Source organism: Pseudomonas sp. MWU13-2100 (assembly GCF_023242365.1).
Taxonomy (GTDB): Bacteria; Pseudomonadota; Gammaproteobacteria; order Pseudomonadales; family Pseudomonadaceae; genus Aquipseudomonas.
In genome coordinates, this window is record NZ_JALLIX010000033.1 from 1 (window position 1) to 16536 (window position 16536).

The following is a 16536-nucleotide window of genomic DNA, read 5'->3' on the forward strand; positions in this document are numbered from 1 at the left end:
CGGGATCCGCGAAAGATCGCGCTCCGGAAAACACACGGGCGCCGCTGTCGGATACCGAACCTCTTGCAAAACCTCAACCGCAAGAACCCGGTTTTTACGTCGTGCCCAGAAGCACGACTCGCGAACAGCTGGAGTCCACGCTGTTCCCTTCGCGCGATCCGACGGTCCTCAGAAAGTTTCTGGCGTTAAATCCGAACCTGGGCGATGTCAAAGCCGGCTCGATGATCGTCCTCAGTGAGCCGAACAACTGGCAGTGCACTCGCGAAGAAACGCTGCTGATGGAAACGGCGGCCAAGGTGAATGACGCGCTCAAGCCCCTGAGCGCGCAGGAAGCCGATTTCATGCTGCGTCACCGTGACGAAATCGAAACTTTTCTTGCCCAGGGTTCAGCCGCTATCGGTATCGGCGAAGCCATGTTCGCCAAGAACCTGGAGGACGTTAAAACCGTTCTGCGTGATATTGAAGCCTTGCACCAACGCACGTTTCAGGCAAATGGCCATTTGCGCTCGCCAGAGTTCTTTGCTGAACGTAAACAGCTGTTGGCAAAGCTCGACACCCACCTGACAACCATGACGCGAAAGGGCATTGGTTTCCCGGATCATCCAAACTTGAAAAGTGCCCTGGGCATTTCCAGTCGCAGCTTGGTTCATCGCTGGACCCAGGCCGGCGCCACCGGGCAAATCCCGGGGTATGCCACCCATATCGAAGGCGTGTCCAAGGCGGCTAAAATTATTAAATACGGCGGTTGGATCGGTACGGCCCTTGGCGGCGGAGCCTCGTATTTCAAGGTTCAAGAGGTTTGCACGGCAGGTAATACCGAGGCGTGCGAGAAAATCAAATTCACGGAGACAGGTAGTTTTACAGGTGGGGTGGCGGGTGGTGCGACAGCAGGTGGTTTTTTGACAGTTCCTGTCGTTGGAGCTTTGTGTGTTGGGCTGGGTGTGCCGACTGGGGGGTTCGCCACTTTGGCGTGCGGTGTCGTAGTGGTCGGAGCTGGATCTTTTGCGGGAGGTGCTCTTGGCGGAATGGGAGGAGAGACCATCGGCGAGATCATCTATGAGAGTGTTAAATGACCAGCGCTGCGTTTATTGTTGGTTATCTATGCGGTTTGGTGCTCCTCTGCATATTTGCTTTGATCGCAATCTCGTTGCGTTTGGCCTACACCAAGATGGATGTAATGCTTGAGCACCTCAAGAACAGCTCTTCAGTTATGTCTTTGGCAGCACTTAGGCATGGTGGGCCTTGGGGAAAATTGCTGTTGGTCGGTGGAATTTCTGGTTTTGTCACATTCTCCGGTTTTTATCTTAAACATGGCGGGGTAGATGCTGAGGATCTGAAAAATTTTCCCGTATCGCTTAAGCGCAAACTAACGATATTGCAGTGGAGTGCAATAGGACTGCTAGGTGCTTTAGCATTTTTTGTAGCATTATACAAAGTAATAGTGGCGTACCATATCTGACATTGAGTAACCGTCTAACATCGAAAGAGCATCCAAGACTGCCAATGGTTGGATCGGTACGGCCCTTGGCGGATAGATTCGTTTGGATTGGAGTCGTGCTGCAATGGGCTGCCACTGAGCGACGATCCGCTCAAACCTCACTCACCTCTCACGCACACTCGCGCTACGTCATCACTTAGCCTGGAGGACAAACTGGTCACGGCGCTATCGATCCTGCAATCGGCAGCGGCCACGGCGTATGCATCCGCCGACCAACTCGACGGGGCAAAGCGTAAGTTGGCAATGGGCACGATCCATTTGATCGAGTTGGCCCAGTCGTGGGTCGACGCAGTGATCGATGAAACGTCGACAGTGGGGAATGCTAGCTGATCCAGAGCCTGAGCTGGAGTTAAAGACGCCTTCGCGGGCAAGCTCCGCTCCCACATTAGGTTCTCGATCGGCCACAGGCTTCATGCTCGACGCGAATTTCTAATGTGTGAGGGCCTGCCGGATTCTACAGGTCCGTGTGTCATTGCAAAAATAACGTCGTGCCGAGCTGCTGGTCAGGCTCCCTCAGCGACGGTTCGCCCAACGCAGGCGCAACCACTCCAGGTCTTCAGGGCGGGTGACCTTGATATTGTCCGAACGCCCTTCGATCAGGCGCGGTGCCTGCCCTGCCCATTCCATCGCCGAGGCTTCATCGGTGATGGTCGCATCGGCCACCAGGCTGTCGGCCAGTGCCCGGTGCAAGGCCCCGAGGCGGAACATCTGCGGCGTATAGGCCTGCCAGATCAAGCTACGGTCGATGGTTTCCAGCACCCGCCCGTGCGGGTCGACACGTTTGAGCGTATCCCGTGCCGGCACAGCCAGCAGGCCGCCCACCGGGTCATTGGCCAACTCGGCGAGCAAGGTGTCGAGATCATGGCGCGACAGGTTGGGCCGTGCCGCATCATGGACCAATACCCAATCTTCCTCCGCCGCCCCCAGGGTATGCAGGTGCAGCAAGGCATTGAGCACCGAGTCGGCCCGCTCGTCACCGCCGTCGACCCGTTGAATACGCGAATCCGTGGCACAAGCCAGGTCCGGCCAATAGGGATCGTGCGGGGCCAGAGCAACCACCAGGCCTTTCAAGCCCGGATGATCGAGGAAACAGCCGAGGCTGTGTTCGAGAATCGTGCGTCCGCCCAGGGACAGGTACTGCTTGGGACGGTCCGCGGCCATGCGGGCACCGACGCCCGCGGCAGGAATCACGGCCCAGAAGGCCGGTAGGGAGAATTCAGTCATTGCGCCAGCTGATAAAGGGTTTCACCGTCCTTGACCATGCCCAGCTCATGGCGAGCGCGTTCTTCAACGGTCTCCATGCCTTTCTTCAGTTCAAGAACTTCCGCGTCAAGCACGCGATTGCGCTCCAGCAGACGCTCGTTTTCGGCGTGCTGCTCGGCAATCTGCTGTGTCAGGTCGGCTACCTGCGCCAGGCTCCCATTGCCCACCCAAAGGCGGTACTGCAGGCCAGCCAGCAGCAAGAGCAGAACGAGGAACAACCAATTGGGACTGCGCATCGAATTTCAGTTATCCAGTGGAAAAGACAGCCATGCCAACCATTTCGAACCGACTGATAGCACGAAGCCTGGAAGATCCAGGCTTGTGCTCTCAAAGCATCAGATTAGTGCCAAAAAACCCACGATAGCGACTTTTTCGACACGATCTGGTGTCTTTTTACCATCTACGGCTTATCCGCGAAACTCGGAGCGACCGTTGTACTTGGCCTTGGCGCCCAATTGCTCTTCGATACGCAGCAGTTGGTTGTACTTGGAAACGCGGTCGGAGCGGCACAACGAACCGGTCTTGATCTGGCCCGCAGCGGTGCCCACGGCCAGGTCGGCAATGGTCGAATCTTCGGTTTCACCGGAACGGTGCGAGATCACCGCGGTGTAGCCGGCGGCCTTGGCCATCTGGATGGCTTCCAGGGTTTCGGTCAGGGTACCGATCTGGTTGAACTTGATCAGGATCGAGTTGGCGATCTTTTTATCGATGCCTTCTTTCAGGATCTTGGTGTTGGTGACGAACAGGTCATCACCTACCAGTTGGGTCTTCTCGCCGATCTTGTCGGTGAGAATCTTCCAACCAGCCCAGTCGGACTCGTCCAGGCCATCTTCGATGGAGATGATCGGGTAACGCTCGGTCAGGCCTTTCAGGTAGTCGGCGAAGCCTTCGGCGGTGAACACCTGGCCTTCGCCGGACAGGTTGTACTTGCCGTCTTCGTAGAATTCGCTGGCGGCGCAGTCCAGGGCCAGGGTCACGTCGGTGCCCAGCTTGTAACCGGCGTTGGCCACGGCTTCGGCGATCACTTTCAAGGCATCTTCGTTGGAAGCCAGGTTCGGCGCGAAACCACCTTCGTCACCGACAGCAGTGCTCAGGCCACGGGCCTTCAGCACAGCCTTGAGATGATGGAAAATCTCGGTGCCCATGCGCAGGCCTTCGGAGAAGGTCTTGGCGCCCACTGGCTGAACCATGAATTCCTGGATGTCGACGTTGTTGTCGGCATGCTCGCCGCCGTTGATGATGTTCATCATCGGCACCGGCATGGAGTAGACGCCCGGCGTACCGTTGAGGTTGGCGATGTGCGCATACAGCGGCAGGTCCTGGTCCTGGGCAGCAGCCTTGGCGGCGGCCAGGGACACGGCGAGGATGGCGTTGGCGCCCAGGGTCGCCTTGTTCTCGGTAGCGTCCAGCGCGATCATCGCGTGGTCCAGGGCCTTCTGGTCGGAAGGGTCCTTGCCCAGCAGCAGCTCACGGATCGGGCCGTTGATGTTGCCGACGGCCTTCAGCACGCCCTTGCCCAGGTAACGGCTCTTGTCGCCATCACGCAGTTCCAGCGCTTCACGCGAACCGGTGGAAGCACCGGACGGCGCGCAGGCGCTGCCGATGATGCCGTTGTCCAGAAGCACGTCCGCTTCCACGGTGGGGTTGCCACGGGAGTCGAGAACTTCACGACCTTTGATGTCGACGATTTTTGCCATTGTTGTAAACACTCCAAAGTTGACGAAAACCCTGTAGGAGCCAGCTTGCTGGCGATAGCTATGTTACAGACGCCATCGCCGGCAAGCCGGCGCCCACAAAAGCTAAACGGCCGGCAGGCCAGAGCGAAAATTTGTGTGGCAGTTTACCGAAGAAACGAGGATCAGGCGGTTTCTACCGTCGGAAAACTCTTCACCAGTGTGTCCAAGGCCTTGAGTTGGGCCAGGAACGGTTCCAGCTTGTCCAGGCGCAGGGCACAAGGTCCGTCGCACTTGGCGTTGTCCGGGTCCGGATGCGCTTCCAGGAACAGCCCGGCCAGGCCCTGGCTCATGCCTGCCTTGGCCAGGTCGGTGACCTGGGCCCGACGGCCACCGGCGGAATCCGAGCGACCGCCTGGCATCTGCAGGGCGTGGGTCACATCGAAGAACACCGGGTATTCGAACTGCTTCATGATGCCGAAGCCGAGCATGTCCACCACCAGGTTGTTATAGCCGAAGCTCGAACCGCGCTCGCAGAGGATCAACTGGTCGTTGCCCGCTTCCACGCACTTGCTCAGGATGTGTTTCATTTCCTGGGGCGCGAGGAACTGGGCCTTCTTGATGTTGATCACCGCTCCGGTCTTGGCCATGGCCACCACCAGGTCGGTCTGGCGCGACAGGAAGGCCGGCAACTGGATGATGTCGCAGACCTCGGCGACCACGGCGGCCTGGGCCGGCTCGTGGACGTCGGTGATGATCGGCACGCCAAACGCCTGCTTGATGTCCTGGAAAATCCGCATCCCTTCTTCCAGGCCGGGGCCACGGTAGGAGGTGACGGACGAACGGTTGGCCTTGTCGAAGCTGGCCTTGAATACGTAAGGAATAGCCAATTTCTCGGTAACCTTCACGTATTCCTCACAGACCTGCATCGCCATGTCCCGGCTTTCCAGTACGTTCATGCCGCCGAACAGCACCATCGGCTTGTCGTTGGCAATCTCGATGTCGCCTACGCGGATGATCTTTTGGGCCATGCTTCTATCTCTCCGAGATCACGCGTTCTTCTGGTGTTGAGCCAAGGCCGCCTTGACGAAACCGCTGAACAGCGGATGGCCGTCGCGCGGGGTCGAGGTAAACTCGGGGTGGAACTGGCAAGCAACGAACCATGGATGATCCGGGGCCTCGACCACTTCCACCAGCGCGCCGTCACCGGAGCGACCGGAAATCTTCAGGCCGGCTTCGATGATCTGCGGCAGCAGCTTGTTGTTCACTTCGTAGCGGTGACGGTGACGTTCGACGATCACGTCCTTGGCATAGCAGTCGTGTACCAGGGAGCCGGCTTCGAGCAGGCAATCCTGGGCGCCAAGACGCATGGTACCGCCCATGTCAGAGGTTTCGGTACGGGTCTCGACCGCGCCGGTGGCGTCTTCCCACTCGGTGATCAGGCCCACCACCGGATGAGCGCTGGTGCGATCGAACTCGGTGGAGTTGGCGTCTTTCCAACCCATCACGTTACGGGCGAACTCGATGACCGCCACTTGCATGCCCAGGCAGATACCCAGGTACGGCACCTTGTTTTCCCGGGCGTACTGCACGGCGGTGATCTTGCCTTCCACGCCACGCAGACCGAAACCACCGGGAACCAGGATGGCATCAACGCCTTCGAGCAGCGCGGTGCCCTGGTTTTCGATGTCTTCGGAGTCGATATAACGCAGGTTGACCTTGGTCCGGTTGGTGATGCCGGCGTGACTCATCGCTTCGATCAGCGATTTGTAGGCGTCCAGCAACTCCATGTACTTGCCGACCATGGCGATGGTGACTTCGTGTTCCGGGTTCAGCTTGGCGTCCACCACGGCGTCCCACTCGGACAGGTCGGCACCGCCGCATTGCAGGCCGAAACGCTCGACGACGAAATCATCCAGGCCCTGGGAGTGCAGGATGCCCGGGATCTTGTAGATGGTGTCGGCATCTTCCAGCGCGATCACCGCCCGCTCTTCAACGTTGGTGAACTGGGCGATCTTGCGCCGCGACGAGATATCGATCGGATGGTCGGAACGGCACACCAGCACGTCCGGTTGCAGGCCGATGGAACGCAGTTCCTTGACCGAGTGCTGGGTCGGCTTGGTCTTGGTTTCGCCGGCCGTGGCGATGTAAGGCACCAGGGTCAGGTGCATCAGCATCGCGCGCTTGGCACCGACTTCGAAACGCAACTGACGGATGGCTTCGAGGAACGGTTGCGACTCGATGTCGCCGACCGTCCCGCCGATTTCCACCAGGGCCACGTCGGCATCGCCGGCGCCCTTGATGATGCGGCGCTTGATCTCGTCGGTGATGTGCGGGATCACCTGGATGGTGGCGCCCAGGTAATCACCACGACGTTCCTTGCGCAGCACGTGCTCGTAGACACGGCCGGTGGTGAAGTTGTTGTTCTGGGTCATGGTCGTGCGGATGAACCGCTCGTAGTGACCCAGGTCCAGGTCGGTCTCGGCGCCGTCGTGGGTGACGAAGACTTCACCGTGCTGGAACGGGCTCATGGTGCCCGGATCGACGTTGATGTACGGGTCCAGTTTGAGCATGGTGACTTTCAGCCCCCGCGCCTCCAGGATGGCCGCCAATGAAGCCGAGGCAATGCCTTTCCCCAATGAAGAAACAACACCGCCCGTGACGAATATGTAGCGCGTCATGAAAAACCCTAGAAGTCTGCGTTAAAGCGGTCCGAGCCGCCGGGGAAAGCGAAGGAAGGCCGAAGCCCCCGATTACCTGCGATCATCACAGTGCACCTTTCGAAAAACTGCTGCGTTGAGACGGTCCACAGGGGTAAACCTGCGGTACGGTGCGCGCTACACATTTTTTGGAATCGCCCGGCAAAGACAGCCTGGTAATCGGCAACTCCTGCAATTGCTGGCAATCCACAGAAGTTGTATCAAGAAGGGAGCGTAGTCTACCGGAAAGCGCCTTTCAGCTCAAACCTTGATCGCTCGAAGGTGGCTGCCAATGCAAATGCCAGTCGCCCAACGCCCCGCCGTCCAGGCCTGGAAGGTTCGCCACCGCGAGCAATTCGTCGCCCCGATAGAGCAGCGGCAATCGGCCGCGGATAAACCAGGGCACGCCACTTTCGTTAAGCAGACGCTTCAGATCGCGGTGTCCGCGGTCCGGCAGATGCAAAACCTCACCGCCCTGACGATAGCGCACCTGCAAGGGGCCGGCCGGCGCCTCGCCGACCATCAGTAATTCGCCGTTGTCCGGCAGCTCCAGCGGACGATTCGGACAGTTCCAGGGGATATCCGCCAGCGGCTGGCGCAACCAGGACCCGCTCAACCACCACAGGTGCTCGTCGGCGCGGTGCAATTCGCCCTCGGCCAGACGCCATTTCGGGCGGGCATCATGGGCCGCATCGCGCAGATCGTCCCAACCGGCCCAATGATCGCTGTCCGGCAGCCGGGTCAGCGGTGCCAGCCAATGCCGCAGAGCGTTGCGCTGCCGAGCCGGAGACAGGTCGATCAAGGCGTCCAGAGCCAGCGACGGCATGCCCAGCCAGACGTGCCGGGAATGCGCCAGGGCATCATCGAGGTCGACTTCGGCCAGCTCGTCGAGCAGCTCCTGGGCTTCACGCAGGTGCGCGGCACTGCGCACCATGCTGCTCACCGCTTGTGGCCAGCGCTCGGTCAGCCCGGGGAAGGCCCGATGGCGCAGGAAGTTGCGCGAGAACTGCTGATCGCTGTTGGACGGATCTTCGATCCAGCGCAGCTCGTGCTCACGGGCATAACGCTCGAGCTCGGCCCGGGAAACATCCAGCAACGGACGCACCAGATAGCCACCACCGACCTCACGCTGCGTCGGCATCGCCGCCAGGCCGCGTACCCCGGCACCGCGCAGCAGGCGAAAGAGCAGGGTTTCTGCCTGGTCTTCGCGGTGCTGGGCGGTCAGCAGCACATCGTGCAACTGGGTCACCCCGGCAAAGGCCAGATAACGCGCATCACGGGCGGCACGCTCAAGGCTGGCACCCAGCTGAACGCTGACCCGGATCACCTGCAACGGTACTCCCAACTCATCACAGACCGCCTGGCAATGGGCCGGCCAGCCGTCGGCCACCGCTTGCAGCCCGTGATGGACATGCAAGGCGGCAATCCTGGGCAGGGGCCGGGTTTTCGCCAGGGTGGCGAGCAGGTGCAGCAGTACCGTTGAGTCCAGGCCGCCGGAGAAGCCGATCCGCCAGGTCTGGGCATTGCGCCAGGGCGAAAGGGCTTCGAGCAACCTGGAAGGCAGATCGATATCAGGCTGACGCATGGGTTGCCCCCCGCGCTGGCTCACAAACGATAACGCGCGCTATCAGAGACCGTAGCTCATCAGACGCTCGTAACGACGAGCCAACAGCGCATCGTTGTCGAACTTCTTCAGCATAGCCAACTGCGCGCTGAGTTCGGCACGAATCGAGGCCGCCGCGCTGACCGGATCGCGATGGGCGCCACCCAGAGGCTCGGAAATCACCTTGTCGACAATTCCCAGGCCCTTGAGGCGCTCGGCGGTAATGCCCATGGCTTCGGCTGCGTCCGGTGCTTTCTCGGCAGTTTTCCACAGGATGGAGGCACAGCCTTCCGGGGAAATCACCGCGTAGGTCGAGTACTGCAACATGTTCAACTGGTCGCACACGCCGATAGCCAAAGCGCCGCCGGAACCACCTTCACCGATCACGGTGGCGATGATCGGCGTTTTCAGCCGTGCCATCACCCGCAGGTTCCAGGCAATCGCTTCGCTCTGGTTGCGCTCTTCGGCGTCGATGCCCGGGTAAGCACCCGGGGTATCGATAAAGGTCAGGATCGGCATCTTGAAGCGTTCGGCCATTTCCATCAGGCGACAAGCCTTGCGATAGCCTTCCGGACGCGGCATGCCGAAGTTGCGACGGACCTTCTCGCGCACTTCACGGCCCTTCTGATGGCCGATCACCATCACCGGCTGGTCGTCCAGGCGGGCAATACCGCCGACAATCGCCGCGTCGTCGGAAAAATGCCGATCGCCGTGCAGTTCGTCGAACTCGGTGAAGATGTGGCTGATGTAGTCCAGGGTATACGGACGACGCGGGTGACGCGCCAGACGCGCGATCTGCCAACTGGTCAGCTTGCCGAAAATATCTTCGGTCAGCGTGTTGCTCTTGTCCTGCAGGCGGGAGATCTCATCGCCGATGTTCAGCGAATTGTCGTTACCGACCAAGCGCAGCTCTTCGATCTTGGCTTGCAGGTCAGCGATCGGCTGTTCGAAATCAAGAAAATTCGGGTTCATAAGCATCCGTCTTGGGTCGAGCACAGTAGTTTTTACACAGCCTGGCCGGCCGATTGATCTGTATCGCGCCCTACCTTACGGGATATGGCGCGCTCAGGTCGAGATTAAAAATAGGGTCAAGGTCGCAGCGCAGCGAGTGCGCCACCGTCCTAACGGTATTGGAGGAAGACGTTGTCTCGCCCGAACTGGTCACGCAATGCCTGAATCAGACTGTCCGCCGGGTCGATCCGCCAGCTCTCGCCGAACTGCAACAAGGCCTTGGCGTCGCTGCCGGTGTACTCCAGGGTGATCGGGCAGGCACCCCGGTGCTTGCCGAGCAATTCCCCCAGCCAGCGCAGTTGATCGCCCTTGAGCGCGGCACTTTGCAACTTCAGGCGCAGGCTTTCGGCCAGGTTGGTGCGGGCGTCTTCCATGCTCATCACCCGCTTGACCCGCAGGCGCAGTCCGCCGGAGAAGTCGTCGTTGCTGACCTCGCCCTCGACCACCACCATGGCATCGGTCTGCAACAGCGACTGGGCCGACATGAAGGCATCGGCGAACAACGAGGCCTCGATCCGTGCCGAACGGTCGTCGAGGGTGATAAAGCCCATCTTGTCGCCTTTTTTGTTTTTCATCACCCGCAGGTTGATGATCATTCCGGCGACTGTCTGGGTATCCCGGGCCGGCTTCAGGTCGATGATGCGCTGACGGGCGAACCGGCGGATCTCGCCTTCGTACTCGTCGATCGGGTGACCGGTGAGGTACAGGCCTAGGGTGTCTTTCTCGCCCTTCAGCCGCTCCTTGAGGGTCAGTTCCTTGGCCTTGCGGTGATTGGCGTAGACATCGGCATCCTCTTCGACGAACAACCCGCCAAACAGGTCGGCATGGCCACTGTCATGGGTCCGGGCGGTCTGCTCGGCGGCCTTGATCGCCTCTTCCATCGCCGCCAGCAATACGGCGCGGTTACGGTCGATATTGGCCTGGTAGGCCTTGGCCTCGTCATGGAAATACGGACCGAGGCGATCCAGCGCCCCGCTGCGGATCAGGCCGTCGAGGGTGCGCTTGTTGATACGCTTGAGGTCGACCCGGGCGCAGAAATCGAACAGGTCCTTGAACGGACCGTCCTGGCGCGCTTCGGTGATCGCCTCCACCGGTCCTTCGCCGACGCCCTTGATCGCCCCGAGGCCATAGATGATCCGGCCTTCGTCGTTCACTGTGAACTTGAACTCAGAGGCATTCACGTCCGGTGCGTCGAGGCGCAGCTTCATGGTGCGCACTTCCTCGATCAAGGTCACGACCTTGTCGGTGTTGTGCATATCCGCGGACAGCACTGCGGCCATGAACGGCGCCGGATAGTGGGCCTTCAGCCAAGCGGTCTGGTAGGAGACCAGGCCGTAGGCGGCGGAGTGGGATTTGTTGAAGCCGTAACCGGCGAATTTCTCCACCAGGTCGAAGATGTTCCCCGCCAGATCAGCATCAATATTGTTGGTGGCGCAACCTTCAATGAAACCGCCACGCTGCTTGGCCATTTCCTCGGGCTTTTTCTTACCCATGGCTCGCCGCAGCATGTCCGCGCCGCCAAGGGTGTAGCCGGCCATGACCTGGGCGATCTGCATCACCTGTTCCTGATACAGGATGATGCCGTAGGTCGGCGCCAGTACTGGCTTGAGGCCTTCGTACTGGTAATCGGAGTGCGGGTACGCCAACTCGGCACGACCGTGCTTGCGGTTGATGAAGTCGTCCACCATGCCGGACTGCAACGGCCCCGGACGGAACAGGGCCACCAGGGCGATCAGGTCTTCCAGGCAGTCGGGCTTGAGCTTCTTGATCAGCTCCTTCATGCCACGGGATTCAAGCTGGAACACCGCCGTGGTCTCGGCCTTCTGCAACAGGCTGTAGGTCGGCTTGTCATCCAACGGGATAAAGGCAATATCCAGCGGCGGTTCGTTGACCTTGGCGCGATCACGGTTGATGGTCTTCAGCGCCCAATCGATGATCGTCAGAGTCCGCAGGCCGAGGAAGTCGAACTTCACCAGGCCGGCCGCCTCCACGTCGTCCTTGTCGAACTGGGTCACCAGGCCGTCGCCTTCCTCGTCGCAGTAGATCGGCGAGAAGTCGGTCAACTTGGTCGGCGCGATCACCACGCCACCGGCGTGTTTACCGACGTTACGCACCACACCCTCGAGCTTGCGCGCCATCTCCCAGATTTCCGCCGCCTCTTCATCGACCTTGATGAAGTCCCGCAGGATCTCTTCCTGCTCGTAGGCTTTTTCCAGGGTCATGCCGACTTCGAAGGGGATCATCTTCGACAGGCGGTCCGCCAGGCCGTAGGACTTGCCCTGGACCCGCGCCACGTCACGTACCACCGCCTTGGCGGCCATGGAGCCGAAGGTGATGATCTGGCTCACGGCGTTGCGACCGTACTTCTCGGCCACGTAGTCGATCACCCGGTCGCGGCCGTCCATGCAGAAGTCGACGTCGAAGTCGGGCATGGAAACCCGTTCCGGGTTGAGAAAACGTTCGAACAGCAGGTCGTATTCCAGCGGGTCGAGGTCGGTGATCTTCTGTACGTAGGCCACCAGGGAACCGGCACCCGACCCCCGGCCGGGACCGACCGGCACGCCATTGCTCTTGGCCCACTGGATAAAGTCCATCACGATCAGGAAGTAACCGGGGAAACCCATCTGGATAATGATATCCAGCTCGAAATTCAACCGGTCGACATAGACCTGGCGCTTGGCTTCATAGTCTTCGGTGGTGTCCCTCGGCAGCAGCACCGACAGGCGATCTTCGAGGCCGTCGAAGGACACCTTGCGGAAATATTCGTCGATGGTCATGCCATCGGGGATCGGAAAGTTGGGCAGGAAGTGCTTGCCCAGCTTCACTTCAATATTGCAGCGCTTGGCGATCTCGACACTGTTTTCCAGGGCGTCGGGCAGGTCGCTGAACAGCTCGGCCATTTCCTCGGCGCTTTTCAGGTATTGCTGGTCGCTGTAGTTCTTCGAGCGCCGCGGGTCGTCGAGGGCCCGACCTTCACCGATGCAGACGCGGGTTTCGTGGGCCTCGAAGTCTTCCTGCTTGATAAAGCGCACATCGTTGGTCGCCACCAGCGGCGCCCCCAGCTTGTCGGCCAGGGCCACGGCGCCGTGCAACTGCTCCTCGTCGTTGGGACGGTTGGTACGCTGGACCTCCAGGTAGAAACGGTCCGGGAACACCGCCATCCATTCACGGGCCAGGGCTTCGGCTTCAGCGGCGTTGTCGCCGAGCAGGGCCATGCCGATCTCACCTTCCTTGGCCGCCGAGAGCATGATCACGCCCTCGCTGGCCTCGGCCACCCACTCGCGCTCGATGATGACCATGCCGTTGCGCTGGCCATCGATATAGCCACGGGAAATCAGCTCGGTGATGTTGCGGTAGCCGACGGCGTTCATCGCCAGCAGGCTGATGCGACTCAGCGGGGCATCGGGATCCTTGTTCGACAGCCACAGGTCGGCGCCGCAGATCGGCTTGATCCCGGCGCCCATGGCGGCCTTGTAGAACTTGACCAGGGAACACATGTTGTTCTGGTCGGTCACCGCCACGGCGGGCATGTTCAGGCCGTTCAGGGCCTTGACCAGCGGCTTGATCCGAACCAGGCCGTCGACCAGGGAGTACTCAGTGTGCAGGCGTAGATGAACGAATGAAGCCGGCATAGTGATCCTGTCTAATCTGTATAAACAACAAGGCCCGGATTGTACCGGGCCTTGGCTAAAACATCAGCAGCGTTAAAGTTCGCCCGAGCGCCCATGAACCTCATAGGCCAAGCGTACCGGTGCGAACGAGCGCCGGTGAATCGGCGTCGGCCCCAGCCGTTGCAGGGCTTCCAGGTGCACCGGTGTCGGATAGCCTTTATGCCCGCCGATGCCGTAACCCGGGTAGATCAATTCGACAGCCGCCATTTCACGATCACGACTGACCTTGGCCAGGATCGATGCCGCCGCGATCGCCGGCACCTTGCTGTCGCCCTTGACCACCGCTTCGGCCGGCATCGACAGTCTCGGACAGCGGTTGCCGTCGATCATCGCCAGCTTGGGCTGGATATGCAGACCTTCGACCGCCCGCTGCATCGCCAGCATGGTCGCATGCAAAATGTTCAGTTCGTCGATTTCCTCCACCTCGGCCCGAGCGATACACCAGCTCAGGGCCTTTTCGCGGATTTCGTCGTAGAGTTTTTCGCGCCGCGCCTCGGTAAGCTTCTTCGAGTCGTTCAGGCCGAGGATCGGGCGCTTGGGATCGAGGATCACCGCCGCGGTCACCACCGCGCCGCAGAGCGGGCCACGACCGACTTCATCGACGCCGGCCACCAGGTCTTCGGCATCGGCCACCAGGGTGAAGTCCAATCCCATCTGCATTTTCACGTTACTCATACGGTTTGGCCGATCAGCTTCAACACCGCGTCGGCAGCCTGGTTCGAGGCGTCCAGGCGCAAGGTGCGATGGATCTCATCGAAGCCCCGGGTCTGTTCTTCGCCGCCTTCGATCAGGGGCGACAAGGTCTGCGCCAGGGCTTCAGCGGTTGCGTCGTCCTGCAACAATTCAGGCACCAGCAGACGCTGGGCCAGCAGATTGGGCAAGGAGATGTAGGGGCTTTTTACCAGCCGTTTGAGAATCCAGAAGGTCAGCGGCGCCAGACGGTAAGCGACAACCATCGGACGCTTGTACAACAGCGCTTCCAGGGTCGCCGTACCGGAGGCAATCAACACCGCGTCGCAGGCGGCCAGCGCCTGGTGGGACTGACCGTCGAGCAGGGTCAGCGGCAGGTCGCGACCGACCAGCAAGGCCTCGATCTGGGTGCGCCGCTGCGGACTGGCACAGGGTATGACAAACCGGATAGTGGGGTGCATTTCCCGCAGCCGTTGCGCGGTGTCGAGGAACAGGCCACCCAGACGCCCGACTTCACCACCGCGACTGCCTGGCATCAGCGCGACCAGGGGACCGCCCGGTAAACCGAGTTCAGCCCGCGCCTGGGCTCGGTCAGCCTGCAAGGGGATGGCGTCAGCCAGGGAATGCCCGACAAAGCGCACCGGCACGCCTTTCTCTTCATAGAACCGCGCTTCGAAAGGGAACAGCGTCAGCATCAGGTCGCAGCCTTCGCGGATCTTCAGCACCCGCCTCTGCCGCCAGGCCCAGACCGACGGGCTGACATAATGCACGGTCTTGATCCCGGCACGACGGAGCTTGAGTTCAATGTTCAGGGTGAAATCCGGCGCATCGATGCCAATGAACACGTCGGGCCGTTCAGCGATCAGCGTCTGGATCAACAGCTTGCGTCGCTTGAGCAGTTCAGGCAGACGGCCGAGCACCTCCACCAGGCCCATCACCGACAGCCGCTCCATGGGGAAATAGGAGACCAGGCCTTCAGCCTGCATCAGCGGGCCACCGACCCCGATGAACTCGATTTCGGGATGCTGGGCCTTGAGCGCCCGCATCAGACCAGAACCGAGAATATCGCCGGAGGCTTCCCCGGCGACCAGCGCAACTCGCAAAGTCGCCATGATCAGCGGGTAATGCCGCGGGTCGAGGACTGGATCGACTCGCGGAACACCGCCACTTCCGGGTACTGCGCGGCAGGTTCAGCCAACTCGGCAACGGCTTGCTCCACCGTCAGGCCCTGGCGGTACACCACCTTGTAGGCCCGACGCAGGGCGTGGATCACTTCCTCGCTGAAGCCGCGACGGCGCATGCCTTCGAAGTTCATGCTGCGGGCTTCGGCGGGGTTGCCGAATACCGTGACATAGGCCGGGACATCCTTGCCGATGGCGGTGCCCATGCCGGAAAAACTGTGGGCGCCGATATGGCAGAACTGATGGACCAGGGTAAACCCCGAGAGAATGGCCCAATCACCCATGTGCACATGCCCGGCCAACGCGGTGTTGTTGACCAGGATGCAGTGATTACCGATCACGCTGTCGTGCCCGATATGCGCGTAGGCCATGATCAGGTTGTGGTCGCCCAGGGTGGTTTCCGAACGATCCTGCACCGTGCCCCGGTGGATGGTCACACCTTCGCGGATAATATTGTGGTCACCAATGACCAGGCGCGTCTCTTCGCCTTTGTACTTGAGATCGGGCGTGTCTTCGCCTACCGAGGAAAACTGGTAGATGCGGTTGTGTTTGCCGATCCGTGTCAGACCCTTGAGAATCACATGCGGCCCGATCACTGTCCCCTCGCCGATTTCCACACCTGCGCCGACGATCGACCAGGGGCCGACCTCAACGCCTTCGGCCAGTACGGCCGTCGGATCGATGATTGCGCGAGGGTCAATCAAACTCATACTTTCTGTTCCGCACAAATGATCTCGGCCGAGCAGACCGGCTTGCCGTCGACCGAGGCCTGGCATTCGAACTTCCAGATCTTGCGCTTGCAGCTGATGAACTTGGCTTCGAGGATCAACTGATCACCCGGCAGTACCGGTTGGCGGAAGCGCAGTTTGTCGGAACCGACGAAGTAGTACAGAGTACCGTCGGAAGGCTTCACGTCGAGCATCTTGAAACCGAGAATGCCGGCAGCCTGAGCCATGGCTTCGATGATCAGCACGCCCGGCATGATCGGATGCGCAGGGAAGTGGCCATTGAAGAAAGGCTCGTTGATGCTGACATTCTTGTAGGCACGAATGCGCTGGGCCTCGACATCCAGTTCCACCACCCGGTCCACCAGCAGGAACGGGTAACGGTGAGGCAGGTATTCGCGAATCTCTTTGATGTCCATCATTTCGTGGGGAAGCCTGTAGTAAAGAGTGGGAGCGCGCCACGCGCGGCTCCTCTAGCAAATCAAGAAGGCAGCTTGCGTACAGACCCAGGCGGCTACTTGA

15 protein-coding genes are annotated in these 16536 nt (G+C 60.5%); 3 read left to right on the top strand and 12 right to left on the bottom strand.

The genetic code is table 11. From position 1 onward, the window contains the following. The 3 genes from M5B99_RS20915 to M5B99_RS30335 form a co-directional block, all read left to right on the top strand. Positions 1–1073 (top strand): hypothetical protein (locus tag M5B99_RS20915; protein WP_248805810.1); only part of this gene is annotated, 1073 nt, incomplete at its 5' end. Continuing rightward, positions 1070–1459 (top strand): hypothetical protein, encoded by a 390-nt coding sequence (locus M5B99_RS20920; protein ID WP_248805811.1) that lies wholly within the window; start codon positions 1070–1072, stop codon positions 1457–1459. The genes M5B99_RS20915 and M5B99_RS20920, both read left to right, overlap by 4 nt. Before the next feature lie 87 nt (positions 1460–1546). Then, positions 1547–1828 (top strand): DUF6124 family protein, encoded by a 282-nt coding sequence (locus M5B99_RS30335; protein WP_412548752.1) that lies wholly within the window; start codon positions 1547–1549, stop codon positions 1826–1828. 183 nt (positions 1829–2011) lie between these two features. Here the strand turns inward: M5B99_RS30335 and ispD are convergent, their stop codons facing one another. The 12 genes from ispD to fabZ form a co-directional block, all read right to left on the bottom strand. Beyond that, positions 2012–2722 (bottom strand): 2-C-methyl-D-erythritol 4-phosphate cytidylyltransferase, encoded by a 711-nt coding sequence (ispD, locus tag M5B99_RS20925; protein ID WP_248805812.1) that lies wholly within the window; start codon positions 2720–2722, stop codon positions 2012–2014. After that, a complete protein-coding gene (gene ftsB, locus M5B99_RS20930) occupies positions 2719–2997 on the bottom strand; it encodes a cell division protein FtsB (protein WP_017906255.1) in 279 nt (92 codons plus the stop codon). The genes ispD and ftsB overlap by 4 nt, the downstream gene beginning before the upstream one ends. Positions 2998–3168: 171 nt before the next feature. Then, on the bottom strand, positions 3169–4458 hold the full coding sequence (eno, locus tag M5B99_RS20935; protein ID WP_248805813.1) for a phosphopyruvate hydratase: 1290 nt from the start codon (positions 4456–4458) through the stop codon (positions 3169–3171). Positions 4459–4619: 161 nt separating this feature from the next. Next, positions 4620–5465, bottom strand: a complete 846-nt coding sequence (kdsA, locus tag M5B99_RS20940; protein ID WP_248805814.1) for a 3-deoxy-8-phosphooctulonate synthase — start codon at positions 5463–5465, stop codon at positions 4620–4622. 18 nt (positions 5466–5483) lie between these two features. Continuing rightward, complete coding sequence (locus tag M5B99_RS20945; protein WP_248805815.1) at positions 5484–7115, bottom strand: CTP synthase; 1632 nt, start codon at positions 7113–7115, stop codon at positions 5484–5486. A 274-nt stretch (positions 7116–7389) separates the two neighbouring features. Beyond that, positions 7390–8718 (bottom strand): tRNA lysidine(34) synthetase TilS, encoded by a 1329-nt coding sequence (gene tilS, locus M5B99_RS20950; RefSeq protein ID WP_248805816.1) that lies wholly within the window; start codon positions 8716–8718, stop codon positions 7390–7392. Positions 8719–8760: 42 nt separating this feature from the next. Next, the gene (locus M5B99_RS20955; RefSeq protein WP_248805817.1) at positions 8761–9708 is read right to left on the bottom strand and encodes an acetyl-CoA carboxylase carboxyltransferase subunit alpha; all 948 of its coding nucleotides are present in this window, start codon (positions 9706–9708) and stop codon (positions 8761–8763) included. A gap of 149 nt (positions 9709–9857) precedes the next feature. Further along, positions 9858–13379, bottom strand: coding sequence for a DNA polymerase III subunit alpha (dnaE, locus tag M5B99_RS20960; protein ID WP_248805818.1), 3522 nt, complete (start codon positions 13377–13379; stop codon positions 9858–9860). A gap of 72 nt (positions 13380–13451) precedes the next feature. Further along, the gene (gene rnhB / locus M5B99_RS20965; protein ID WP_248805864.1) at positions 13452–14078 is read right to left on the bottom strand and encodes a ribonuclease HII; all 627 of its coding nucleotides are present in this window, start codon (positions 14076–14078) and stop codon (positions 13452–13454) included. A gap of 11 nt (positions 14079–14089) precedes the next feature. Then, on the bottom strand, positions 14090–15220 hold the full coding sequence (gene lpxB, locus M5B99_RS20970) for a lipid-A-disaccharide synthase (RefSeq protein ID WP_248805819.1): 1131 nt from the start codon (positions 15218–15220) through the stop codon (positions 14090–14092). Positions 15221–15222: 2 nt separating this feature from the next. Then, positions 15223–15999 (bottom strand): acyl-ACP--UDP-N-acetylglucosamine O-acyltransferase, encoded by a 777-nt coding sequence (gene lpxA / locus M5B99_RS20975; RefSeq protein WP_248805820.1) that lies wholly within the window; start codon positions 15997–15999, stop codon positions 15223–15225. Next, entirely contained in the window at positions 15996–16436 is a 441-nt protein-coding gene (fabZ, locus tag M5B99_RS20980) for a 3-hydroxyacyl-ACP dehydratase FabZ (RefSeq protein ID WP_040064770.1), read from the bottom strand. The genes lpxA and fabZ overlap by 4 nt, the downstream gene beginning before the upstream one ends. Between the last annotated feature and the right edge of the window lie 100 nt (positions 16437–16536).

Excerpts from the sequence above, each read along its gene's own strand:
- M5B99_RS20920 (WP_248805811.1), top strand. The coding sequence starts at position 1,070 with ATGACCAGCGCTGCGTTTATTGTTGGTTATCTATGCGGTTTGGTGCTC.
- ispD (WP_248805812.1), bottom strand. The coding sequence starts at position 2,722 with ATGACTGAATTCTCCCTACCGGCCTTCTGGGCCGTGATTCCTGCCGCG.
- ftsB (WP_017906255.1), bottom strand. The coding sequence starts at position 2,997 with ATGCGCAGTCCCAATTGGTTGTTCCTCGTTCTGCTCTTGCTGCTGGCT.
- eno (WP_248805813.1), bottom strand. The coding sequence starts at position 4,458 with ATGGCAAAAATCGTCGACATCAAAGGTCGTGAAGTTCTCGACTCCCGT.
- kdsA (WP_248805814.1), bottom strand. The coding sequence starts at position 5,465 with ATGGCCCAAAAGATCATCCGCGTAGGCGACATCGAGATTGCCAACGAC.
- M5B99_RS20945 (WP_248805815.1), bottom strand. The coding sequence starts at position 7,115 with ATGACGCGCTACATATTCGTCACGGGCGGTGTTGTTTCTTCATTGGGG.
- tilS (WP_248805816.1), bottom strand. The coding sequence starts at position 8,718 with ATGCGTCAGCCTGATATCGATCTGCCTTCCAGGTTGCTCGAAGCCCTT.
- M5B99_RS20955 (WP_248805817.1), bottom strand. The coding sequence starts at position 9,708 with ATGAACCCGAATTTTCTTGATTTCGAACAGCCGATCGCTGACCTGCAA.
- dnaE (WP_248805818.1), bottom strand. The coding sequence starts at position 13,379 with ATGCCGGCTTCATTCGTTCATCTACGCCTGCACACTGAGTACTCCCTG.
- rnhB (WP_248805864.1), bottom strand. The coding sequence starts at position 14,078 with ATGCAGATGGGATTGGACTTCACCCTGGTGGCCGATGCCGAAGACCTG.
- lpxB (WP_248805819.1), bottom strand. The coding sequence starts at position 15,220 with ATGGCGACTTTGCGAGTTGCGCTGGTCGCCGGGGAAGCCTCCGGCGAT.
- lpxA (WP_248805820.1), bottom strand. The coding sequence starts at position 15,999 with ATGAGTTTGATTGACCCTCGCGCAATCATCGATCCGACGGCCGTACTG.
- fabZ (WP_040064770.1), bottom strand. The coding sequence starts at position 16,436 with ATGATGGACATCAAAGAGATTCGCGAATACCTGCCTCACCGTTACCCG.